The sequence below is a fragment of the Stenotrophomonas sp. STEN063 genome, assembly GCF_056854515.1.
Genome location: NZ_JBXFWF010000040.1, coordinates 5,001 through 27,351 on the forward strand (window position 1 = coordinate 5,001; position 22,351 = coordinate 27,351).

Genomic DNA, 22,351 nt, shown 5'->3' on the forward strand with positions numbered 1-22,351 from the left:
GTTATCCCCCACGAAAGAGTAGATTCCGATGCATTCCTCACCCGTCCGCCACTCGCCACCCAGAGAGCAAGCTCTCCTGTGCTGCCGTTCGACTTGCATGTGTTAGGCCTACCGCCAGCGTTCACTCTGAGCCAGGATCAAACTCTTCACTTAAAACTACATGTCCGAAGACAAATACTTTAGCTGCAGAAGTTCAACCACTGGCAACGTTTCGCTTGCATTAAAACAATTGAATCATTGCTTGATTAAACGTCTGCAAGATGGACAGTCATCCATTCCTGCAGGCGTCCTCACAAGATACCTGCGCATACTTTCAAAGAACTTCGAATCGGGCCTCAGCGCCTTCTTCGTAGGCCGCGACGTTTCCGTCGTAGCGAGCCGCCCATTATAGCCGGCTTTTCTGCTTCGTCAACACCTTTTTGAGAGGCTGTTGACTCGGCGGCTTCAAGGTGGAGCCCGAAGGCTTTTCGTCGAAGCGAGCCGCCTATTATGGCAGGCTTTTTGTTTCCGTCAACACCCTATTTCGAGGTTGGTGACGTCGTTTCTTGGTGTCGGTCACTGCTGTGATCGGCGCCGTGAAGCGAGGAGGTGGATTCTAGACATCTTTGTGAAAATCGCAATCACTTTTTGTTGCAGAGCGACAAATCGGCGGTTGGGGCCAGAGTTGGCAAAGTGCGGCGGTGCCTTGCTCCTGCTTTCGCTCTTTTGTCGCCCACTACTTGCTGATGATCAGATCTGGAGCAAGGGTCGATGCCTTGCTGGGCAGGTGGTGCGGAACGCTTGGTTCACCTGGTTGGGCGCTGCCCAGCTTCAACGCGAAGAGCTGCCCTCTCCCCAACCCCCGCTCCGCGCCCCGGCCCTTGCGCTGGCGCAAGGGCGTTCGATGGGCAGCGAACCTGTGGTTCGCAAGCTGCCCCTCTCCCCCCCTGAGCTGGAGAGGGGCTATTGCTCCCCTACTTTTGTCTGCGACCTTAGAGCGGCTTGCTGGGCCACAATGCGGGTTGATCCGTTGCACCTCCATATAGATGACCAATCCGGCTCCGCGTTCGTTCTTTCGTGATCTCTCGTTGCCTGCCGTGGTTGCCGGCTTCATTACGGTGCTGGTGGGCTTTGCCAGCTCGGCGGTGATCGTGTTCCAGGCCGCGCAGGCCGTAGGTGCCGGGCAGGCCGAGATTGCGTCGTGGATGTGGGCGCTGGGCATCGGCATGGGCGTGACCTGTATTGGTCTGTCGCTGCGCTACCGGATGCCGGTGGTGACGGCCTGGTCTACCCCGGGCGCGGCGATGCTGGTGGTCGGGGCAACCACGCTGCCGCTGTCCGATGCGATCGGTGCATTTGTGCTGGCCGCGTTGATGGGTGCATTGGCCGGTTTCTCGGGGGTGTTCGAGAAGGCGATGCGAAGGATCCCTGTGTCGCTGGCCTCGGGCATGCTGGCCGGGGTGTTGCTGCGCTTCGGCCTGGATGTCTTTGTTTCGGTGAACACCCAGCCATTGCTGGTGCTGTTGATGTTCGCCACCTATCTGTTGGGGCGGCGCTGGTTGCCGCGCTATGCGGTGATCGCAACCTTGCTGGTGGGCGTGGCGATCGCCAGTGGCAAGGGGTTGATGCATATGGAACAGGTGCAGCTGCAGATGGCGCTACCGGTGTTCACCACGCCGACGCTGTCGTGGGCGGCGCTGTTCGGCATCGCCCTGCCCTTGTTCATCGTCACCATGGCCTCGCAGAACGTGCCGGGCGTGGCGGTGTTGAAGGCCTCGGGTTATGACGCGCCGATATCGCCGGTGATCGGCTGGATCGGCGTGGTCAATACGGCACTGGCGCCATTCGGTGGCTATGCCTTGAACCTGGCCGCGATCACCGCGGCGATCTGCATGGGCCGGGATGTGCATGAGGATCCGGCACGGCGCTACACCGCAGCGGTGAGTGCCGGCGTGTTCTACATCGTGATCGGCTTGTTCGGCGCCACCGTGGCGGCGGTGTTCGCGGCGTTCCCAAAGGAACTGATTGCGACGCTGGCCGGTATCGCCCTGCTCGGCACCATCGGCAACAGCCTGGCCGTGGCATTGAAGGAAGAGGCCGAGCGCGAGCCGGCGTTGGTGACCTTCCTGGTAACGGCATCGGGATTGTCGATGGCCGGCATTGGCTCTGCGTTCTGGGGGCTGGTGGCCGGTGTGATCACCTTGCTGGTGCTGCGTCGGCCTGCGCCACTGCGCTGACTTCCGTACATGCAGTCAGCGCGCTTCGGTTCGATATCGGCCGGTGCGCACTGACATTTTTCACATGATCGTGAATGCGATTGTCACGTTGATCACGATCATCACAAAAATGCCCGTGAACACGGCGGCGATGCTGGTTCCGCCACGCAGGCGCAGCTGCGCCCGCAGCGCATGGGCGCCACCGGTGTTTGCAGAGGTCACCTGCTGGATCTGCTTCTGCGCATGCTTCAGGTAGAAGGCGTTGCCCAGGCCACCCGCGGCAACCGCAATACCAATGCTGACACCCCATGCCGCAAGATCCGGGATACCCAACAGGCGCAGCGCGGTTGAAAGCAGCAGGGACCCGCCCCCCCACATCACCGCGAGCAGGTACATCTTGCGGTACAGCATCCACATCAAACCGAAGAAGAAGGCAGGCCAATGCCAGGTGTCCTTGGCATGGGGATGTTTTCCATCGAGGTGCCACTTCCGGCGGTACTTATCGAAGTTGCTGCCGACAAAATCGGTGTAGGGCTTCAAGGTATCGTCCATCAGCGCGAGCGGCGGCTCACCGACAACGGCAGCTGGAGCCGCGTACGGATTGCTTCCCTCGTGCTTGCCTTCCGCCGGCTCCGGCCAGGCCAGTTCCAGCGCGAAGTCCTGCACCGGCTGCCATTGCTCCATGCCCGCACGCCATACCAGCGCCGACTGCGTCAGCCCGCCCTCAGCAAACAGCTGCTTCATCTGCGCGGTGGCGAGTGGCCCCTGCCGCTCGTGTTGGGCGTCGGTGTAATACCACTGGATATCCGGCATTGCTTCTTCCTTGATGGAGCAACTGCTGCCTTCTTGGCAGCGGGATTGACGCTAGTTGGCGCGCGCGTCACAAGCGGATTGCACTCAAAGTGGCTTGACCTCGAACACCTGCTTGAGGGTGTGGCGTCCGCCCGGGGCCAGCTCGATCACATCCGGTCCTGCGTTGGCGGCCTCCACGCAGACGTAATTGCGCCACGCGGCACCGATGTCGTCCATCTTCGCGGCACCGGCTTCGCCTGCATTCCAGACCACGGCGGTGCGGCTGCCGCTGGTGCTGATGTCGATTGCGCGCTTGAAACCCGGGTCGCGCAGCACGTAATGGCCGCCGGCCTGGGTGTAGAGGCGGTCGCTGCGGCCGGGGTCACGCGGGTCACGCAGGTTCCAGTCGCCCTTCTGCACGTGGGCATTGCCGCTGTCGAGCTTGTCCAGGTAGGTGAGTCCATCCAGCCCGGTAACATCCACCTTCAAGGCGTCGCTGACATTGAAGTAATTGTGCAGGGCCTGGGTGAAGCTGGTCGCCTGGCTGCCGGTGTTCTCGGTGATCAACTCCTGCTCCAGGGTGCGGCCGATGCGCAGCACCATCTGCAGGCGCAGCCCGAGGTTGTCCATCTGCGGCGGCGCAAGGGTCAACACCACGCTGCCATCGGCTTCGCGACGGGCGTTGCGCAGCTCCCAGGCAACAGTACGCACGAAACCATGCGCAGGCACGTCGTTGCCCTGCCCTTGCCGCGAGAAATACGGCCAGCACACCGGCGCACCGCCACGGATGGGCGTGGGCGGCTGCTTGGCGCTGGGCGAGAGCCACATCACGTCCTGGCCACCATTCGGCACGAAGGACAGCAACTGGCCGCCAAACACGCTGATGGCAGCAGTGGAGAACGGGGTTTCCACCTTCCAGGCGGTGAAGCCCTTGAAGTCGCCTGTGCTCAGGCCCTGCACATCCTTCATTGAAACGTTGCTCCGTACGATCGGTGACTGGACAAGTTGCTGGTAGTTGGGCGGCAGCTGGAACGCCGTCGGCTGCGCCGGCTTGGCACTGCGCAGTGCCTGCAGGATGCGGGTGCCGGCACGGCCGTCTGCGTTCTTCCAGCCGAGGCGCTGCTGTTCGACCTGGATGGCGCGGCGGGTGGCGGTGCCGACCATGCCATCGGCGCTGCCGATATCGTGACCGCGCGCGAGCAGCAGGGTCTGCAGTTCGCGGCGCTCGTCGCGGCCGATACCGGGGTCATCGGTGGGCCAGGCCGCACTCAGACCGCTGCCGCCGCGCAGGCGGTCGGCCAAGGTGGCGATCGCCAATGCGTAGCTCTCGGCGGCGTTATAGGAATAAATCGCGTCGTAGTTGCGGAACACCAGCAAGGCCGGCCCCTTGGCACCGGCCGGCAGCAGCAAGGCGGCATTGCTGTCGTCGCCGATGGCCGCTATCTGCAGCGCTTTGCCGTCGGCCAGGGTGATGCCCAGCGCGCGCCAGTCCGCCAGCGGTTTGCGCTTGGTGCGGCCGGCAAGTGCGGCATTGAAGTTGGCCGGGACGCGGACTTCCACGCCCCACGGCTGGCCGCTGCGCCAACCGGATTGCTTCAGATAGTTGGCGGTGGAGGCCAGCGCATCGGGAATGCTGGCGACCAGATCGCGGCGGCCGTCGCCATCGCCGTCCACGGCGATGCGGGCGTACGTCGATGGCATGAACTGGGTGTGGCCGAAGGCGCCGGCCCAGGAGCCGGTCAGGCCGCTGGGATTCAGGTCACCCTTGTCGATCAGCTTGAGCAGGGCCAGCAGCTCGCCCTTGAAGAAGGGCTGGCGTCGGCCATTGCAGGACAGGGTGGCCAGCGACTGCAGTAACGGACGCTTGCCGAACACGCGGCCGTAATCACTTTCCACGCCCCAGACCGCGACGATGGTGGCCGGGTCGACGCCGTACTGGGCACTGACCTGGTCCAGCAGCGCACGGTGCTGGCTGAGCAGCGCGCGGCCATCGGCGATACGACGGCTGTCGACCAGCGAGGCCAGATAGTCCCAGATCGGGGTGGTGAACTCGGGCTGCGCGTCGAGCAACGGCAGCACACTCAGGTCGGGGGTGATGCTGCTGAAGACCTGATCAAACTTTTCGCCGCTGATGCCCTGGGCAACGGCAGCGGCCTTGAGTGAGGCGCCACAGCTGCCGAAGTCGGTGATTGCGGCCTGGGCAGGGACGACCAGCGTGAGCGCTGCCATCGTGGTGCCTGCACGCAGCAGGTTGATCGGGTTCATCCATACGCTCCTTGCACTGGAGCTTGATGATAAGCGGTGTGGTTGCGTTTGGTTGTGGGAGCGGCGTGAGCCGCGAGGCTGGAGGTGCTTGGGGAGGTGAAAGCCAAAAGCACCCCTCCCCAGCCCTCCCCTGCGCGTAGCGCAAGGGAGGGAGCGGAAGCGTAGAGCCGAGCCATGCTCGGCGGAGGCTTCACCGGTAGGGCTCCAGCCGAGCATGGCTCGGCTCTACTAGGGATCGCTGCCGCTGCCTCGCCCCCGCCGCGTGCTTCAGCCAGCGGCATCCAGGTAGTACCAGCGGCCGTCGATGCGCTGGAAGCGGCTGTGCTCGACCATCTTCACCGCGCTGCCACCGCCTACGCGATAGCGGGCGGTGAACACGACGTCGGCGGTGTCTTCGCCAGTGACTGCATGCCGCTGCACGCTCAGGCCCAGCCATTGCGTGCGCTGGCCGGGAGCATCGTCCAACGAGAGCGTGACCGGGCGGGTGTCCGGGTGCCAGCTGGCCAACAGGTAGTCGACATCCTTGAGCACATAGGCGCTGTAGCGCGAACGCATCAGTGACTCGGCGTCAGCTGCGGCCTGGCCGGCGTGGTAACGGCCACAGCAGGCCGCATAGGCCTGGTCGCGGCCGCAGGGACAGGGAGTAGTTGGGGATATCTGCATCGCTGCATTTTCATCCACGGACGCTGCGGTTCCAAGCGATGGCCCGACGCTGAGCGTATGACGGCGCATCCTGCGCCGGCATTGCCATGTTGGCGTTGTTGCCACCCGGACCGTCGTAGCCACTGGATCCACTGTACCCATGGCAGCAGCCAGCGTCCGTGTCGCCGTGGTCGGCACACGAATGGCGCTGCCGATGGCACACCATTGATCCGCAAGCCTTTCCTTGTGTTGCTGATGATGTTCATCGTGCGAAAGGCATGGGACAGCTTGGGTGGCGTGTAACCACGCGGTTTGTGGACAGTTGTCTGCACATTGTTTTCTTGCCGATTCACGTCACATATTTGCGCGAATCCCGCCAATCCCCGGATGGGGCAGCCATGAAACGCCGCCATGTGATCGCTGCAATTTTCCTGCTTGCGGGCTTGCTGCTGGGTTGTCTTCCCGTGTTCTACGCACTGCATCAGGCCCGACAACAAGCCATCGACGACAAGTACAGGGAGCTGGATGATGTGGCACTTGGGCTTGATCGGCGCGTGCGCAATGCACTCGTCATGCTGACCAGAATGCATGCCGAAATGTCGGCCCGGGGTGAGGCCGCGTGCAGCCCTGCGGGCATCCGGCATCTGCAACGGGTAGCGGCACGAACCCAGATCTCCATCGCGGCGTTGTATCTGGAGGACCATCGCGTGGTCTGTTCCTCCAGCGATCCGCTGATGCAGCAATTGGTGCTTGGGCACGCGTCATCGAAGCGCACCGACGGCATCCGTGTCTATTCCGATGTGCGGCTGCCCGGCGTGCATGACCGCAGCTATGCGGTATTGGAGAAGGAGGGCTATGCGTTGCTGGTATACCCGGAGGGCGTGATCGCGCCGTTCGTCCGTGCCGACCTGTCATTGGGCCTGTTCACACCCCGCAACGGCCTGTACAGCGTCCGCAACGACAGCGTGCTCGATCACTGGGCATCCTCCGCCAGCACTGCGCGCGCATCGAGCCATTTTCTGGATGCCGATGCGGGTTATCTGGTGGTACGGCACATCATGCAGGGCGGAGACGACGGCGTGATCGTCGCCACGCCAATTGCCACCATCGATGCCCGCATGGCCCGGTTCGGGCGTTGGTTCATTCCGGCCGGCATCGTCATCGGCTTGAGCGTGCTGGCGAGCGTGCTGCTGCTCAGCCGGCACCAGCTATCACCGCGCAACCAGTTGCTGCGTGCGCTCGGAAAAGGCCACTTCTTCCTGCTGTACCAGCCGCTGATCGATCTGCACGATGGCCGTTGCATTGGCGCCGAGGCGCTGCTGCGTTGGCAGTATGAGCAGGCCACGGTACTGCTGCCTGACCGCTTCATTCCCATCGCGGAAGAATCCGGGCTGATCCAGCAGATCACACGGCAAGTGCTGCAACTGGTGGAAAAGGACATGAGCAGCTTCCTGCGACGCATGCCGACCTTCCGCCTTGCGGTGAACCTGGCGGCCAGCGACCTGCAATCGGAACAGACACCCCGGCTGCTGGGCGAGATGCTGCAGAACATCGGCCCGGGCTCTGGCCAGTTCGTGGTGGAGGCCACCGAGCGTGCACTGTTGGAAGAGACCAGTGCATTGAGCGTGCTCGACGCGATCCGCGCACTCGGTATTGAACTGGCCATCGACGACTTCGGCACCGGCTATTCCAGTCTGGCCAACCTGGCCACCTATCCGTTCGACATTCTCAAGGTGGACAAAAGCTTCACCTCCACCGCCTGCACCCAGGCGGTGACCAGCCAGGTGGCTGAGCACATTCTCGACCTCGCCCACACCCTGGGCATGCAGACCTTGGCCGAAGGCATTGAAACCACGGAGCAGGCCGACTTCTTCCGCTCCCGAGGGGTGTTGTATGGCCAAGGCTATCTGTTCGGCCGGCCGATGAGCGCCGAGGCGCTGTTCCAGTTTGTGGCTGCCGACACCCGTGCATACCCGCCTGCGCTGCATGGGCAATTGCCGCGCGGCCCCGTTCCAAGCGATACACCGCCGCACTGAGCGTATGCTGTCGCGCCCTGCGCCGGAGTTGCCATGCTGGAGTTGATCCCCCCCGAACTGCCCTGGCTGCTGGTCATCGCCTTCATCGCGGGGCTGGTGGATGCGGCGGTCGGCGGTGGTGGCCTGATCCAGTTGCCCGGTTTGTTCACTGCCCTGCCGCAGCAGACACCAGCGGCCCTGCTGGGCACCAACAAGTTCAGTTCGGTGTTCGGTACCGGTGCCTCGGCGCTGCGCTATGCGCGCGCGGTGCGCTTCCCGTGGCGGCCGGTGCTGTTGGCAGCGGCAGCCGCGTTTGCGTTCTCCTTCCTCGGCGCCACTGCGGTGACGCTGCTGTCCAAGGAGGCGGTACGGCCGCTGGTGCTGACCCTGCTGATCGTGATGCTGGGCTATACGCTGGCCAAGAAGGACTTCGGTGCGCTGCACCGGCCACGCGAGGTTGGCCGCCGGGAGTTGCTGATCGCACTGGCGATGGGCGGGGTGATCGGTTTCTACGATGGTTTCTTCGGGCCGGGCACCGGCAGCTTCCTGATCTTCCTGTTCGTGCGGTTCTTCGGACTGGACTTCCTGCGTGCCTCGGCTGCCTCCAAAGTTGTCAATCTGGCGACCAACGTGGCGGCATTGTCGTTCTTCGTGCCCAGCGGCAATGTGCTGCTGGTGCTCGCCATTCCGATGGCGGCGGCCAACGTGCTGGGCGCAGTGACCGGCACCCGGCTTGCCCTACGCGGCGGCACCCCGTTGATTCGCAAGCTTTTTGTGGTCCTGGTGGTGGTGCTGATCGCGCGCATGGCCTGGGATACCTTCAGCGCCGCGTGAAGCTGGTTTGCACATAGCTAAACTTCGGCCACTGGAAATTTTTGATGTACGTCACATAGTGGTGCAGTGAGCAGCCAACCCGGGACGGCGCATCCATGAGCAAACGTTATCGAATCGCTGCGTTGCTGCTGCTCGCCGCAGCGATCCTTGCCTGTGTCCCGGTGGTTTACTCGCTGCACCAGGCGAGGAAACAGGCCATCCGCGAGAAGTACGTGTTGCTCGATGACGTCTCCACGAGCATCCGCCGCGAGGTTGCCGGCACCATCGATGTGATCGAACGCTTGAGCGCGGAAATGCGCAGCAGCGGGGATGCCCCCTGCAGCCCGGAAGGGCTGCTGCGCATGCAACGCTTCGGTATCAGCTCGCACATCGTCAAGAGCACGCTGTATTTGCAGGACGGCAAGGTCGCCTGCTCCTCCGGCGGCGCACTGATGCGGCAGATCGTGCTGCCTCGCCACCCCCTGCGTGCAGCTGACGGCGTGCTGGTCTACACCCAGGTGCAGGTGCCCGGCTTGCCCGGGCGCGAGTACGTGATCCTGGAAAAGGGCGGCTACGCGCTACTGGTCTTCCCGGACGGGCTGATCTCCCCGTTCGCCCGCCCCGATCTGTCACTCGGCCTGTTCAACAGCATGGACGGCCGCTATGCCGCGCGTCAGGGGACCCTGCTGCCAAGCTGGACCACGACCACGGCGGACAAGAACAACGACGGCCACTTCACCGATACCGAAGCGGGCTACCTGGTGGTGCGCCGCGTACTGCGCCCGGGCGGCACCGGGGTGATCGTGGCCACGCCATTGGCGACGATCGACACGCGCGTGGCCCAGTTCGCGCACTGGTTCATCCCGATCGGCATCATCGCCGGGCTGGCGGTGCTGGGGATGGCGCTGATGATGATCCGCCGTCAATGGTCGACCCGTGCCGAGTTGCTGCGCGCCATCAACAACGGGCATTTCTTCCTGATGTACCAGCCCGTCTTCTGCCTGCAGGACGACACCTGCATCGGCGCCGAGGCGCTGCTGCGTTGGCAGCACGAGGACGGCACCGTGGTGCCACCGGATCGCTTCATCCCCTTTGCCGAGGATGCCGGGCTGATCCAGCTGGTCACCCGCCGGGTACTGGAACTGGTGGTCCAGGACCTGAGCGGCTTCTTCCGCCAGTACCCCCGCTTCCGCCTCGGCGTGAACCTGTCGCCGCGCGACCTGCAATCGATGGACACCCCCCGGCTGCTGGCGGAAATGCAACGCGCCATCGGTCCCGGCAATGGCCTGTTCGTGGTGGAAGCCACCGAGCGTGGCCTGCTGGAGGAAACCAGCGCTCAGGACGTGGTGGCGGCGATCCACGCAATGGGCATCGAAATCGCCATTGATGACTTCGGCACCGGCTATTCCAGCCTCGCCTACCTGACCACCTATCCGTTCGACATCCTCAAGGTGGACAAGAGTTTCACCTCCACCGCCTGCACCGAAGCGGTGACCAGCCAGGTCGCCATTCATATCATCGAGCTGGCACGCAGCCTGGGCATGCAGACCCTGGCGGAAGGCATCGAGACCCAGGAACAGGCCGATTTCTTCCGTAGCAACGGCGTGCTCTACGGGCAGGGCTATTTCTTTGGCCGGCCGATGCGTGCCGCCGATCTGAGCGCGTTCGTGCCGCTGCATACCCATCCCGGGCAACATGCCGCAGTGCAGCCGCCGCTGAAGCACACGCCCGCTGCCGCACTGGATTGATCCGGCGCAATGCGCCTGCAAGGCAAACGCGGGAGCCTAGCCATATGCGGAATGACCGCAGTTGTGGAGGCTTCCCATGCAACAGGATTTTGCCGGCCGCATTGCGCTGGTTACCGGTGCCGCCTCCGGAATAGGAGAGGCAGTGGTGCGGCAACTCGCCGCACGCGGCGCGCAGGTGTTGGCCGCCGATATCGACGGCGATGCTGCCACCGCCGTGGCCATGTCACTGGGCGAGCAGGTACACGCCCTGCAGGTGGATGTCAGCGACCCGGACGCGGTGCGGCTGATGGTCAACGCCTGCAACGAGCGTTTCGGCGGCCTGCACCTGGCGGTCAACAATGCCGGCATCAGCGGCGCCAACCTGCAGACCGCCGACTACCCATTGGAAGAATGGCACCGCGTGCTCGGGGTCAACCTGCACGGCGTGTTCTACTCGATGAAGTACGAAATCCCCGCGATCCTTGCCAGTGGCGGCGGTGCCATCGTCAACATGGCCTCGATCCTCGGCAGCAATGGCTGGGCCGGCGCGGCCGCTTACGTGGCGGCCAAGCACGCACTGGTCGGCATGACCAAGAGCGCGGCACTGGAATACTCGGCGCGCGGTTTGCGGATCAACGCGGTGGGCCCGGGTTTCATCGATACACCGCTGCTGCAGGACATGGACGACCGCAGCTATGCCGGCTTGGTCGCACTGCACCCGCTCGGGCGATTGGGCACGGCCGAGGAAGTGGCTGCATTGACCTGTTTCCTGTTGTCGGACAAAGCCTCGTTCATTACCGGGAGCTATCATCTGGTCGATGGCGGCTATTCATCGCGATGAATTGATGTAACTGCAGTTTCATTACACGGATTCAGGTCCGCGTTGAGACGTCTCCGCTTGTTTGCGCCTAACGAATTGCTTACAAATCGGCTACGCCCGTCATGGTGGCGGGCACGTAGTCCGGCAATCACCAGGAGCATTCCGATGACGTTGTTACCGCTACGCCCGCGCCGCCTCAGCTGCGCTGTCCGCCTGTCACTGTTGTGCCTGATGCCCACCGTAGCCTTCGCGCAACAGGCCCCGGACAGCACGCCCAAGACCCTGGACAGTATTCAAGTCACGGGTACCCGCATCAAGAAGGCCGAGCTGGAAACCCAGGTCCCGGTGCAGGTACTCACCCGCGAAGCCATCGAACGTACCGGCTACAGCTCGGTTGCCGACGTGGTGCAACACCTCACCGCCAGCGGCGCATCGCTGAGCACCAAGCTCAACTCCAGCGGCAACTTTGGCTTTCCACCTGATGGTGGCGGTGTCGGCGCCGGTGCGGCGACGGTGGACCTGCGTCATCTCGGACCCAAGCGCGTGCTGGTGCTGGTGGACGGCATCCGCTGGGTCAATGAATCCTCCGGCTCGGGTGTGGGCTCATCGGTGGACTTGAACACCATTCCGCTGGCGATCGTCGATCGCATCGAGGTGCTGGAAGACGGTGCGTCCTCGATCTACGGCTCCGACGCGATTGCCGGCGTGGTCAACATCATCACCAAGAAGGGCGCCGACGGCGGCCATGTCGAGGTGCAGTACGGCGACTACAACCTCAAGGGTGGCGACACCAGCAGCATCGACCTGAGTTTTGGCGGCAGCAGTGAACGCGCGCAGTGGATTGTTGGAGCGTCGTGGTTCAAGCAGAAGGAAATTTCCTCCAGGGAATACGAATGGGCGACCGTGCCGGTGCCCGGCACCGGCTTGGCCAACGGCAGCTCGGCCACCCCACAAGGTCGCCTGGTGTTCGCCGACCCCAGTGGCAACACCTACAACATCACCTCCAACAGTGGCGTCACCAATCCGGTATTCGACCCCAGCCAGACCGGCTGTACCCGCACCGATGACTATCACTGCTTCACTACTGCTGACCGCTACAACTTCGCTCCCAACAACCTGCTGTTGACCCCGAATGAGCGCAAATCGGTATTCGGTCAGGTGCGCTTCGAGTTCACCCCCAACGTCAGCGGTTGGTTCCGCGGTTTGTACAGCGAACGCGAATCGGCCAACCAGGCCGCGCCGGAACCATTCTTCCTCGGCACTGATGCCGGTGTGTACAACGACTGGGCCGAAACCAAGCTGGTGATCTCGGCCAACAATCCGTACAACCCGTTCGGCTTCGACCTGACCACGATGGGTGCCAATCCCAACCTGTTCCTGCTTGGCCGACGACCGGTCGAAGGTGGACCGCGCCGCTACGAGCAGGACGTCAAGACCTGGTATGCAGCCGGCGGTCTGGATGGTGTGTTCGAGGTCAACCAGCGCACCTGGAACTGGGACGTCAATGTGATGTCCAGCGAGAGCAAGGCTACCCAGACCAATACCGGCAGCTACAACATCAAGCACATCAACCAGGCATTGGGCGATCCGGCAGCGTGTGCGGCCATCGCCGGTTGCGTGCCGTTGAACCTGTTTGGCGGCCCCGGCACCATCACCCCCGAGATGCTGGCGTGGATCTCGCCGATCGTGCGTGATCGCAGCAAGAACACCTTGTCGTTGGGCTCGGCCAATATCACCGGCGAGTTGTTCGACATCTGGGCCGGGCCGGTGTCCTTCGCCGCCGGTGCCGAATGGCGTCGCTACAAGGGCGAATACCACCCCGACCCGATCACCATCGCCGGTGAGTACAACGGCGTACCGTCGGGCGTGACCATCGGCAGCTATTCGGTGAAGGAAGCCTACGTCGAACTCGACGTGCCGCTGGCGCGCGAAGGCTTCTGGGGCAAGAGCCTGGACCTGAGCATTGCCGGCCGCTACTCGGACTACTCCACCTTCGGCGGCACCAACACCGGCAAGATCGGCCTGCGCTGGCAACCGGCCGATGAACTGTTGCTGCGCATGTCATTCGCACAGGGCTTCCGGGCGCCGTCGATCGGTGAGTTGTACGGCACGCTGAGCCGCTTCGACGCCACCATCGTCGACCCCTGCAACAACGCCGCATCCACCACCCCGAAGTGCGTCGCCGATGGCGTACCGCCGGGCTATGAGCAGGCCAATCCGCAGATCTCGGTGGTGACCTCCGGCAACCGCGACCTGCAGCCGGAAGAAAGCCGCTCGTTCATGGCCGGTGCGGTGTGGAGTCCAAGCTGGGCCGAAGACAGCAGCTGGGCCAGCAAGCTCGACCTGGGTGTGACCTTCTACCGCCACACCATCGACAAGGCGATCCAGGCACCGGATGCACAGGCCATCATGGACCGCTGCATCGATACCCGCGATGCCGTTGCCTGCGCCAGCTATACCCGCAATGACCGCGGCCAGATCGTGCGCTTCGAGGACATCCTCGCCAACCTCGGCACCATCAACACCAGTGGCTGGGATTTCAACGCGCATTGGTTGCTGCCGGAAACCGGCTGGGGCCAGCTCGGTTTCGACTGGAAGGCGACTTGGGTGACGCGCTACGAGCTGATCAACGAATCCGGGCAACCGGAGCCGAAGGGTCCGGGCATCGAAGTCAGTGACAGCGCGATCCCGGAATGGAGCTCGACCTTGGCCACCAACTGGGACTTCCGCAACTGGAACGTGAACTGGACGATGCGCTACATCGACCGTCTGCGCGAAAGCTGTGCCGGCGCCAACGGCTTTGCGATCTGCACCGACAGTGTTGCCGATCAGCACTGGCTGGGTGCGACCACCTATCACGACGCACAGGTCAGCTGGCGTACCGATGCGTGGATGAAGGGCGTAAAGGTGAGCGTTGGCGTCAACAACGTGTTCGACAAAAACCCGCCGATCTGCCTGAGCTGCACGCTCAATGGCTATGACCCGGGAACCTACGACCTGCCCGGCCGCTATACCTACGCAAAGCTCAGCATGGATTTCTGAGTTGGAAAACGATCAAGGGAGCCGCGAGGCTCCCTTGGTTTCATGATTGTTCTTGTGGGAGCGGTGTAAACCGCGAAACTGGCGCTGCCTGGGGCCGTGCAAGCAATGCAATTGCAGACCAGGCTGCAGCTGCGAGGCCATGAGCTTCGCGGTTTACACCGCTCCCACAAAAGCGGAGGAAAAGCTGGTTTAGTCAGCGCAGCAACGCGCCAGCGAGCGCCATCAACAGCAGTACCAGCACCGGCAGCATCGACAGGCCGAAGCCCAGGCCGCGGCTGGACGGGTTGCCGACATAGGCGCGCCAGTAGATGAAGCGGCCGACCAGGTACACCGCACCAATGCCTGCCACCCATTCGGCTGGCCAGAAGCGTGCGGCGATCAGCATGGACGGCAGCAGCGCGACCATCAGCTCCAAGGTATTCATCTGCACGCGGTAAACACGCTCGAAGCCTTCGTGGCCGGTAACGGCGGGTGCCTTGACCCCGTAGCGGCCACGCGCGCGGCCGACCTGCACAATGAAGAACAAGTATTGCAGCACCACCAGGGCGGTGATGATTTCCACGTAATGCATGCTGATCTCCGCTACACGCGTGTCTTGAAGTAGGTCGAGGGTAACAAGCGCAGCGATGGCTTTGCTCTGTTTCCTCCCTTATGTGCAACGAAGGGAGGCTTGGCGGTGCTCCCTCCCTTTGGCCGAAGGCCAAGGGGAGGGTTGGGGAGGGGTGCTTTGGCTTTGGCTTTGGCTTTGGCTCGATGCGCCAGCCAAAGCAACGCCAAAAGCTCCCCCATCCGCCCTTCGGGCACCTTCCCCCGCAAGCGGGAGAAGAAAAAGCCTGGCGGCCCTGACAATAGGGAAAATCTCGCTTCCCGACCGTCAGGCTGGAATATTCTTCTTCGTCGAAGCCTTCTTCGCAGCTTTCTTCACCGAAGGCTTGGCTTCCGCTTCCACTGCAGCTTCAGCAACCGACGCTTCAAGCCCGGCATCAGCAGCTGCACTGGACGCAGCCGGTGCCTCACCAGCAACCGGTACATCCACCCCGTCTTCCGCATTGGCCTGCGCCATCGCACCACGTGCGCGCGCCGGCAGCTTCAGGCGATTGCCTTCGTCGTCGTACTCGATCAGCAGCACGCCCGAATCGTGGCGGCCACTGATCTCGACGAAGCAGGCGCCGCCGATGAACGGCTCCAGCGTCATCACCGACTTCAGCGGGGTGGCGACCACCATCTGGAAACCGAAGTTCTCGAAGATGTTCATCGCCAACGCGGTGAACTCGTTATCGGCCTTGTCGAAGGCTTCATCCAATACCACCGCGGCGTAGCGCGGCAGCTCACCGTCTTCGCCACCCAGCTGGTAGCGCAGCGCGGCAGCAAGACAGGTCGTCGCCAGCTTCTGCCGCTGGCCACCGGACTTGCCTGCGCCACTGCGATAGATTTCCACCTGCTCGCGGGTATCAGCATCCAGCTCGACGCCGATGAACTCCACATGCTGGCGCACGTCGAGCACCTGCTCGCGCCAGCGGCGCAACTCAGGTTCCTGCGCGCCAAGGCGACGCACTAGGTCACGCAACACGTTGAACTGGGACTCGGCCAGCGAGCGGTCTTCGGTCTGCTGGTGGGTCAACACCGCGCGCAGCTGCAGCTGGAAGTCCTGCACTTCCGGCAGGCGCCGGTCGTGCACGTCGATGGCCAGCACGGTGCCGCGGTTGAATGCGACCTGTTCCAGCGAGGCATTGACCTCGTCCATGCGCTGCTTGATCGCCTTGTGCGCTTCGGCGGTGTGCCGCTGCAAGGCCAGCAGGTTGTTCTTGCTCTGGGTCTGCAGCAACTCGAAGAAGCGGCCTTCGTGGCGCGGCAGACCGTCGCTCTCAAGGCGGGTCAAACGCGCAAGGAAATCGTCGGCGCTGGTCAGCGACACGGTGAAGTCGCCGGAGTCTTCCGGCCACTGCTGGGTGTATTTGCGGAAGCAGTCCAGCAGATGCTGGGTCAACTTGGCATCACGGCCCTGGCTGCTGCCCAGCTCTTCGGCCAGACCACGCTCGATCACGCGGAAGTGGCTTTCCAGGCTTTCCAGGTTCAAGCCCGGCAGGATGTTCAGGCGCTCTTCCAGGCCTTCGCGCTGCAGCTCGGTCAACGGTGCGCTGGCAACGCGCGCCTGGCCGTTGTCACGCAGCTGCTCCAGGCGTGCGCGCTCACGCGAGAACTGACCGCGTTCCAGTCGCACGTCTTCATAGGTGCGCTTGCCCTGGTCACGCAGGCCGCGGGTCAATTCGATCTGCTGGCCGATGCGCGCCAGTGCCGTGTCACCTTCGCGCAGGTCGACCAGCTGCTCGTCGATATCGCTCAGTCGCTGCAGGCGCGGGCCGACATCGATTTCGTCCCAGTCGCGCTCGATCAGCGAGTGCGCGGCCAACTGCTTTTCCTGCCCGCTCTCGCGCTGCTTGCGCAGCATTGCCACATCGGCCTCGCTGCGGGCGATGCGCTGGGCCAGCTCCTGGCCTTCGCGTTCGAACACGCGACGCTTGTCGCGGTTGTCGTGGCCCAGCATCCAGCGCTTGCGATCGTTGACCGCATGCCGGTCGTCCTTCTCGTAGCGGTCGCCCGGGTGCTTGATCTGGCCTTCGCGGGTGATCGCGCGGTCTTCGTTGCGCAGCTGCCCAGCGTTCTCCACGCAGGTGTAATCAAAGCGGCGCTGCAGCTCGTTGTAGACCCAATCGCCGTAGGGATGATCACGCAACTGCAGCTTGTGGATCAGCGAACGCTTCTCCGGCTCGCGTGCGTGCAGCAGCTCGTTGTCACGGATGCGGAAATACACCAGCTTGGTGCCCAGGTGGGTACGGTTGGCCCACTCGGCGACCTGCTGGTGATTCTTCTCGTCGACCAGCAGCGATTGCGCGAAGCCGTGCAGCACGCGCTCGATCGCACCGCGCCAGCCGATCTGGTCCTCGCGCACCTGGATCAACTCGCCGACGAAGGGCAGCGCGGACTCGGACAGGCCGGTGTCGTCGCACAGACGTGCGCGCAGCTGCTGCAGCGGCGCCGGGATCGAACTCGGCGCCGCCTTCAGCGATTCCAGTTCCACCCGCAGTGCGGCGAAACGCTTCTCGTCGTCGCGGCGCTCGGCCATGCGCTCGGCGATGGCGTCGTCCACGGTGCCCGCGCCGGACTTGGTGCCATCGATCAAGGCACGCGCCTGCTCCACCTGTTCGGAGAAGCCGCTGGCGGTTTCAGCCAGCACCATGCCGAGCTGGCGGCAGGCGCCTTCCAACTGCTTGCGGCGGCGGCTGCGTTCTTCGACCTCGCGTTCGATGCGAATACGCTCGCGCTCGAGTTCGTCGATGCGCTCACCGCCCTGCTCGCGCTGCTGGCGTTCCAGTTCGACCAGCTTCTGTTCGTGGTTGTCCAGCGACTGCCGGCGCTGCCCTTCCTCGCCCATCAGGCCGCGGTCGAGCATCTCCACTTCCTTCAGGCGCTCGTTGACCAGCTCCAGACGCTTTTCCTCGCGGAAACCGTCAATGCCGATCTGCAGGTCACGCAGCGTCGCCACGCCCTTGCGCAGCGTCATCAGGTCCTGGTGGAAATCACGCGCAGGGGTCAGCGTTTCGACCTGGCGGCGCGCGGTGACCACGGCGTGGTGGGCGCCATCGAGCTCGGCAAAGTCGTCGACCAGACGGTCGGCCGCTTCGAAGGTACGCGGCTCTTCCAGCATGAAGCCACGCAGGAAGCCGTTGAGGTCGCCAAGGTTCTTGGCCGACTGGGTCTTGTGCAGCAGACGCAGCGCCATGTCGTTGCCGATACCGAGCAGGTGTCGGAAGCGCTCGGCATAACCGGTGAAGCTGTCGAAGTGGCCGACGTCTTCGCCCAGGCGACCGCGCAGCTTGCGCAGGTCCAGGTCGAAGCCTTCCATCTCGGTGGCCAGGTCGAAGCGACGCGGGATCACCATGTAGTGCTTGCGCACGTCATTGGCCGAGGTGCCGGCACCGGCAATCCAGAACAACCGCACGATCGACACCGCGTCGCCGCGGGCGTTGTGGTATTCCAGCGCCAATGCGCTCCAGGTCGCGCCCTTGCGCAGGTACTGGGTGGCGATTTCACCGGACTCGCTGTCCTGCTGGTCGGCCCAGGCGCCACGCACATACGACACCAGCGAACGGTCGCGGCCGGAGCGTTCTGCTTCGCGCGCAGCGGCGTTGAAGTCGACGATGCTTGGCGGCGTCAGCAGTGCACTCATGCCATCGAGCAGGGTCGACTTGCCCGAGCCGGAGCGGCCGACGAACAGGAAGCCACGTTCGGCGATCGGCACTTCGGTCAGGCCGGAGAACGTGCCCCAGTTGAGCACCTGCAGGCGACGCATGCGGAACTGGTTCGCGCGTGCGTCGCTGGCCGGGTCGTTGAACAACGCGGCGTTGGGAAGCAGGGTGTGGGAAGTGGTTTCCATACGGCTCATCCTTCAGCCGCCACGCACTGCGCGGCGGTGGTCATTCTGGTCAGCGTGGCGTGGGTGCCAGGCATCATTCGGTGGCGCTGTCGCTGCTGGCTTCTTCGTCGTCGGCAACCGCGTCGGTGACGGCATCGCCATCGCGCAACTGGCGGTAGGCCTCGACCAGCACCTGCACGTCCTCGGCCGAGAACAGCAGCTTCAGCGCCGGCGACACTTCGTAGCGGTCCTCGCTGCCGCGCAGCTTGGACAGCAGCTGGTTCTCGCGCATCTTGGCGATGGCAGCGGTGACCCGCTTGCCGTAGCCGGCCTGGTCGGTGGAGACGTTCTTCTGGTAGATGCTCATCGCTTCCACCAGCTGGAACTCGGCCACCACCGCGCGCTCGCCGCGGGTATCGGCCTCGGCCAGCTGCTGGCGCAGGAACAGCAGCAGCACCGACTCGATGAAGGTCAGCGGTGCAGCGCGCAGCAGGTTGGGCGAGTCGAGTTCGGCAGTATCGAACTGGCGGGTGAAGGCGACGCCGCCGTCACGGTCCAGCACCAGCTCCAGGAACAGTTCGCACAGCAGGCTGCGCACGTCGTCTTCATTGCGCAGCAGTGCCGCCCATTGCGCTGGCTGGCGCTGGGCGTCGACGCTGGGGCCGGCCAGCAGCAGGCACAGCGCGCGACGTGCATCGACCGGCAGGCGGCCGCTGTCGCCGACGAACAGGGCGCCGCCGCTCAGGGTGGGTGCCGGCGCGACGGGCGCGCTGGTGGCTTCGCTATCGGTTTCGGTCTCAGACCAGTTCATCGCGTCTTTCCTTGAGGAACCAGATCAGCGGCACGCGGGCGCGTCGCACCACGCCGTCACCACCGGTCCATTCCACGGTTTCGAGTTGGTCGGTCATCACCTTGCCATGGCGGGTGCCGATGGAGAGATAGCCGATCACGCTGCCCAGGCCCTGCCGCGCCGGCCGCTCGCGCAATACCTGCGAGATGCTCAGGCGCGGGCGTGAACCCAGCAGCATGAAGAGATTGTCTTTCAGCGTACGCACGTCGATTTCCGACTGCGCGACCAGGTCACCGACGCTGTCGAGGGTGATCTCGGCAGCCTCGGCGTAATAGATGGAAGTGTCGACCTGATGCGTGCGCGGGTCGTGCAGGCGCCACTGGCCGATCGAGCGCACGCGCGCCGAGGACAGCGGCAGCACGAAGCCGGTGGGCGCGGTCGGTCGCACTTCGTCGCGCAGCTGCAGGGCCTGGCCCTGCGCCTGCTTGAGCAGCTGGTTGAGGCGGCGCTGTTCCAGGTAACCGCGGCTCTGCACGAAGCCGCGCAGGCTGCGGGCGAAATGCTGCATCACCTCGTGCACCTGGCTGCCGCGTTCCAGCAAGGTGCTGGTGAAGTTGCGCAGGAAATTGCGCTCGTTGCGGTCCAGCTTGCGGGTGAAGCCACGGTTGAGCACGGTGTCCAGCGCAGCGTCGAGTTCGCCACTGCGGCGCGGATCATTGAGCAGGTCCCAGAACGCCTGGAAGCTGCGCCCGGCATCGGATTCACCAATCACATCGACGCCGTTGAACAGGCGGTCGAGCACGTCGCCGCGTGCGCCTTCGTCGTCGATGATGCGTTCGCGGAAGCGGCGGTTGAGCTGCTCAAAGTCATCGCGCACACGGCGGAAGTCCTCGGCCAGGTCATCGGCCAGTCGGATCACGTCGCGGGTGCGTTCCAGCGCACGCTTGCCATCCAGCGCGCTGACCTTGCCGGTGGACACCTGCGCGATCTCGGCATCGATGCGGTCACGCTCGGCCTTCAATGCGGCCAGGCGTGCTTCCGGATCGGCCTCGGTCTGCTGGGCCAGCTGCGAGATCTGCTGCATCACCATGGCCAAGCGGCTTTCGGTGGCCAGGCTGGCGTTGTGCTCGATGCCGGCGATGAAGCGGATCGCCTGCACGGCGTGCCGCGACAGCTCGTATTCCTCTTCGCTCGCGCCTTCAGGCAGGCGCCGCACCAGCCAGCCCTGGGCCAGCCAGTAGGCGATGTAGGCCGGCGCGGTACGCGGCAGCTCGACCTCGAGCTCCTCGCCATTGAGCGTGTCCAGCTGCTGCTGCAGGCGCTCGGCGAGGATGGAACCGGGAATGCGGCGATCGGCTTCCAGCAGCAGGCCCTGCAACAGGCCCACCAGCACCGGCGCACGGTCGGAGGCCAGCAGTTTCCATAGCGGCTGCTCGCGCAGACGCTGGTAGCCGGCGATACGTTGGCGGTACTTCATCGAGCGCGTGCGATCCCTGGGCTCAGCGTCGGGCGTGGCCGACTTCGATGAAACGCAGGAACTCGGCGCGGGTGCGCGCGTCGTCATGGAAGGTGCCGCGCATGCGCGAGGTGACCATGCTGACACCACGCTTGTGGATGCCGCGGGTGGTCATGCACTCGTGTGCGCCTTCCACCACGATGCCCACGCCCATCGGCTGCAGCACGTCCTGGATGACGTCGGCGATCTGCGCGGTCATCTTCTCCTGCACCTGGAAGCGGCGCGCATAGGCCTCGACCACGCGCGCCAGCTTGGAGATGCCGACCACGCGGCCGTTGGGGATGTAGCCGACATGCACACGGCCGATGATCGGCGCCATGTGGTGCTCGCAGTGGCTTTCGTACTCGATGTCGCGCAGCACGATCATTTCGTCGTAGCCGGCCACTTCCTCGAAGGTACGGGCCAGGTACTCGCGCGGGTCGTCGTTATAGCCCTTGAACCAGTCGCCATAGGCCTCGGCCACCCGCCGCGGGGTGTCGAGCAGGCCTTCGCGGGTGGGATCTTCACCGGCCCAGCGCAGCAGGGTGCGCACGGCGTCTTCGGCCTGGGCTTGGGTGACGGACGGGTTCTTGGGATCGGCCATTACAGAACTGCGCTTGGATTACGGGGTGGACATGCTACCAGCCGGGGCTGTGGAGGAGCATTTACGGCGCCTTGACCGGCTCCGGCGAGCCAGCTTCGCCAGATCTATTCCATTGTTTTACATGGAATTTTTGAAGGTCGACCGATCCAGCGGTTCAATCTGCCTGCCCTGCGGCCTGCTTGGCCGTGGCGGTATCGCGCTCCAGCGCCTGCAACAGGCTGGGCGCACGCGGGTTGGCGATGTCGGCAATGCGCCAGCTGCTGCCCTGGCGCTGCAGGGTCAACTGCAGCTGCAAGGGGTGCTGGGGGTCGTCGAGCTGGGCGCTGGCACGCAGCTGGCCGTCTGCCAGTGGCTGGATGTCGAAGCTGATCTGGCGCAGGTCCTGCGCGGTGTCCTGGCAGTCACAGAGCGGATCGCCGTCCAGATAGCCGACTTCGCCGGCGTAGGCGTCGCTATTGGCCTGCATCGCAGCGATCAGCGCCGGCGTGTAGACCTCCTCGTCGGGCAGGATCGCGTCCAACCCGGCATCCGGGTGGTAGCCGGCGTAGATGTGGCTGAGGAAGCCGCGGGCGTTGCTGATGTCCTGCGCGCTGGTGCCGGCCGTGGCAGGGGTTGCTGCGGGTGTGGCAGTGGCGGGGGCGTCCTTGTTGCAGCCGGTCAGGGCCAGGAGCAGCAGTGCTGTGGGTGCCAGGGTTTTCATGGGCGTCCTTGCGTGTTCGTTTGTCGGGTCTTTTTAG

The 22,351-nt window shown here is 64.1% G+C and carries 14 protein-coding genes, 1 rRNA gene and 1 pseudogene (1 of these 16 running past the window's edge); 6 read left to right on the forward strand and 10 right to left on the reverse strand.

From position 1 onward, the window contains the following. Nucleotides 1-153: ribosomal RNA gene (locus tag AC1VWL_RS11790) — 16S ribosomal RNA — on the reverse strand (it extends 1,392 nt beyond the left edge of the window). Nucleotides 154-1,025: 872 nt separating this feature from the next. Here AC1VWL_RS11790 and AC1VWL_RS11795 point away from each other — a divergent pair. Continuing rightward, the gene (locus AC1VWL_RS11795) at nt 1,026-2,216 is read left to right on the forward strand and encodes a benzoate/H(+) symporter BenE family transporter (RefSeq protein WP_482986816.1); all 1,191 of its coding nucleotides are present in this window, start codon (nt 1,026-1,028) and stop codon (nt 2,214-2,216) included. 60 nt (nt 2,217-2,276) lie between these two features. Here AC1VWL_RS11795 and AC1VWL_RS11800 read toward each other — a convergent pair whose 3' ends face one another. The 3 genes from AC1VWL_RS11800 to AC1VWL_RS11810 all read right to left on the reverse strand — a co-directional run bounded on the left by AC1VWL_RS11800 (nt 2,277) and on the right by AC1VWL_RS11810 (nt 5,915). Beyond that, nucleotides 2,277-3,008 (reverse strand): GYF domain-containing protein, encoded by a 732-nt coding sequence (locus AC1VWL_RS11800; RefSeq protein ID WP_482986817.1) that lies wholly within the window; start codon nt 3,006-3,008, stop codon nt 2,277-2,279. Nucleotides 3,009-3,092: 84 nt separating this feature from the next. After that, a complete protein-coding gene (locus tag AC1VWL_RS11805; RefSeq protein ID WP_482986831.1) occupies nt 3,093-5,216 on the reverse strand; it encodes a lytic murein transglycosylase in 2,124 nt (707 codons plus the stop codon). Nucleotides 5,217-5,519: 303 nt separating this feature from the next. Then, complete coding sequence (locus AC1VWL_RS11810; protein WP_296252161.1) at nt 5,520-5,915, reverse strand: YchJ family metal-binding protein; 396 nt, start codon at nt 5,913-5,915, stop codon at nt 5,520-5,522. Between the two features lie 158 nt (nt 5,916-6,073). Between AC1VWL_RS11810 and AC1VWL_RS11815 the strand changes: the two genes are divergently transcribed. From AC1VWL_RS11815 to AC1VWL_RS11835, 5 genes are all read left to right on the forward strand, one after another. Continuing rightward, nucleotides 6,074-7,930: an EAL domain-containing protein gene (locus AC1VWL_RS11815; RefSeq protein WP_482986818.1), complete on the forward strand. Its 1,857-nt coding sequence runs from the start codon at nt 6,074-6,076 to the stop codon at nt 7,928-7,930. Between the two features lie 33 nt (nt 7,931-7,963). Next, nucleotides 7,964-8,743: a sulfite exporter TauE/SafE family protein gene (locus tag AC1VWL_RS11820; RefSeq protein WP_482986819.1), complete on the forward strand. Its 780-nt coding sequence runs from the start codon at nt 7,964-7,966 to the stop codon at nt 8,741-8,743. A gap of 95 nt (nt 8,744-8,838) precedes the next feature. Next, nucleotides 8,839-10,470: an EAL domain-containing protein gene (locus AC1VWL_RS11825; RefSeq protein WP_482986820.1), complete on the forward strand. Its 1,632-nt coding sequence runs from the start codon at nt 8,839-8,841 to the stop codon at nt 10,468-10,470. A gap of 76 nt (nt 10,471-10,546) precedes the next feature. Further along, on the forward strand, nt 10,547-11,290 hold the full coding sequence (locus tag AC1VWL_RS11830; RefSeq protein WP_482986821.1) for an SDR family NAD(P)-dependent oxidoreductase: 744 nt from the start codon (nt 10,547-10,549) through the stop codon (nt 11,288-11,290). 144 nt (nt 11,291-11,434) lie between these two features. Then, nucleotides 11,435-14,311: a TonB-dependent receptor gene (locus tag AC1VWL_RS11835; RefSeq protein ID WP_482986822.1), complete on the forward strand. Its 2,877-nt coding sequence runs from the start codon at nt 11,435-11,437 to the stop codon at nt 14,309-14,311. Nucleotides 14,312-14,504: 193 nt separating this feature from the next. Here AC1VWL_RS11835 and AC1VWL_RS11840 read toward each other — a convergent pair whose 3' ends face one another. The 6 genes and pseudogenes from AC1VWL_RS11840 to AC1VWL_RS11865 all read right to left on the reverse strand — a co-directional run bounded on the left by AC1VWL_RS11840 (nt 14,505) and on the right by AC1VWL_RS11865 (nt 22,314). Further along, nucleotides 14,505-14,882: an MAPEG family protein gene (locus tag AC1VWL_RS11840; RefSeq protein ID WP_482986823.1), complete on the reverse strand. Its 378-nt coding sequence runs from the start codon at nt 14,880-14,882 to the stop codon at nt 14,505-14,507. A 414-nt stretch (nt 14,883-15,296) separates the two neighbouring features. Beyond that, nucleotides 15,297-18,746, reverse strand: a pseudogene (locus tag AC1VWL_RS11845) (ATP-binding protein); the annotation flags it as partial. A gap of 73 nt (nt 18,747-18,819) precedes the next feature. Then, entirely contained in the window at nt 18,820-19,536 is a 717-nt protein-coding gene (locus AC1VWL_RS11850) for a DUF4194 domain-containing protein (protein ID WP_482986824.1), read from the reverse strand. Next, nucleotides 19,523-20,992: a DUF3375 domain-containing protein gene (locus AC1VWL_RS11855; RefSeq protein ID WP_282267681.1), complete on the reverse strand. Its 1,470-nt coding sequence runs from the start codon at nt 20,990-20,992 to the stop codon at nt 19,523-19,525. The genes AC1VWL_RS11850 and AC1VWL_RS11855 overlap by 14 nt, the downstream gene beginning before the upstream one ends. Before the next feature lie 22 nt (nt 20,993-21,014). Next, entirely contained in the window at nt 21,015-21,614 is a 600-nt protein-coding gene (gene folE / locus AC1VWL_RS11860) for a GTP cyclohydrolase I FolE (RefSeq protein WP_282267683.1), read from the reverse strand. Between the two features lie 154 nt (nt 21,615-21,768). After that, entirely contained in the window at nt 21,769-22,314 is a 546-nt protein-coding gene (locus AC1VWL_RS11865; protein ID WP_482986825.1) for a DUF3828 domain-containing protein, read from the reverse strand. Nucleotides 22,315-22,351 lie beyond the last annotated feature (37 nt).

Excerpts from the sequence above, each read along its gene's own strand:
- AC1VWL_RS11795 (WP_482986816.1), top strand. The coding sequence starts at position 1,026 with ATGACCAATCCGGCTCCGCGTTCGTTCTTTCGTGATCTCTCGTTGCCT.
- AC1VWL_RS11800 (WP_482986817.1), bottom strand. The coding sequence starts at position 3,008 with ATGCCGGATATCCAGTGGTATTACACCGACGCCCAACACGAGCGGCAG.
- AC1VWL_RS11805 (WP_482986831.1), bottom strand. The coding sequence starts at position 5,216 with ATGGCAGCGCTCACGCTGGTCGTCCCTGCCCAGGCCGCAATCACCGAC.
- AC1VWL_RS11810 (WP_296252161.1), bottom strand. The coding sequence starts at position 5,915 with ATGCAGATATCCCCAACTACTCCCTGTCCCTGCGGCCGCGACCAGGCC.
- AC1VWL_RS11820 (WP_482986819.1), top strand. The coding sequence starts at position 7,964 with ATGCTGGAGTTGATCCCCCCCGAACTGCCCTGGCTGCTGGTCATCGCC.
- AC1VWL_RS11825 (WP_482986820.1), top strand. The coding sequence starts at position 8,839 with ATGAGCAAACGTTATCGAATCGCTGCGTTGCTGCTGCTCGCCGCAGCG.
- AC1VWL_RS11830 (WP_482986821.1), top strand. The coding sequence starts at position 10,547 with ATGCAACAGGATTTTGCCGGCCGCATTGCGCTGGTTACCGGTGCCGCC.
- AC1VWL_RS11835 (WP_482986822.1), top strand. The coding sequence starts at position 11,435 with ATGACGTTGTTACCGCTACGCCCGCGCCGCCTCAGCTGCGCTGTCCGC.
- AC1VWL_RS11840 (WP_482986823.1), bottom strand. The coding sequence starts at position 14,882 with ATGCATTACGTGGAAATCATCACCGCCCTGGTGGTGCTGCAATACTTG.
- AC1VWL_RS11850 (WP_482986824.1), bottom strand. The coding sequence starts at position 19,536 with ATGAACTGGTCTGAGACCGAAACCGATAGCGAAGCCACCAGCGCGCCC.
- AC1VWL_RS11855 (WP_282267681.1), bottom strand. The coding sequence starts at position 20,992 with ATGAAGTACCGCCAACGTATCGCCGGCTACCAGCGTCTGCGCGAGCAG.
- folE (WP_282267683.1), bottom strand. The coding sequence starts at position 21,614 with ATGGCCGATCCCAAGAACCCGTCCGTCACCCAAGCCCAGGCCGAAGAC.
- AC1VWL_RS11865 (WP_482986825.1), bottom strand. The coding sequence starts at position 22,314 with ATGAAAACCCTGGCACCCACAGCACTGCTGCTCCTGGCCCTGACCGGC.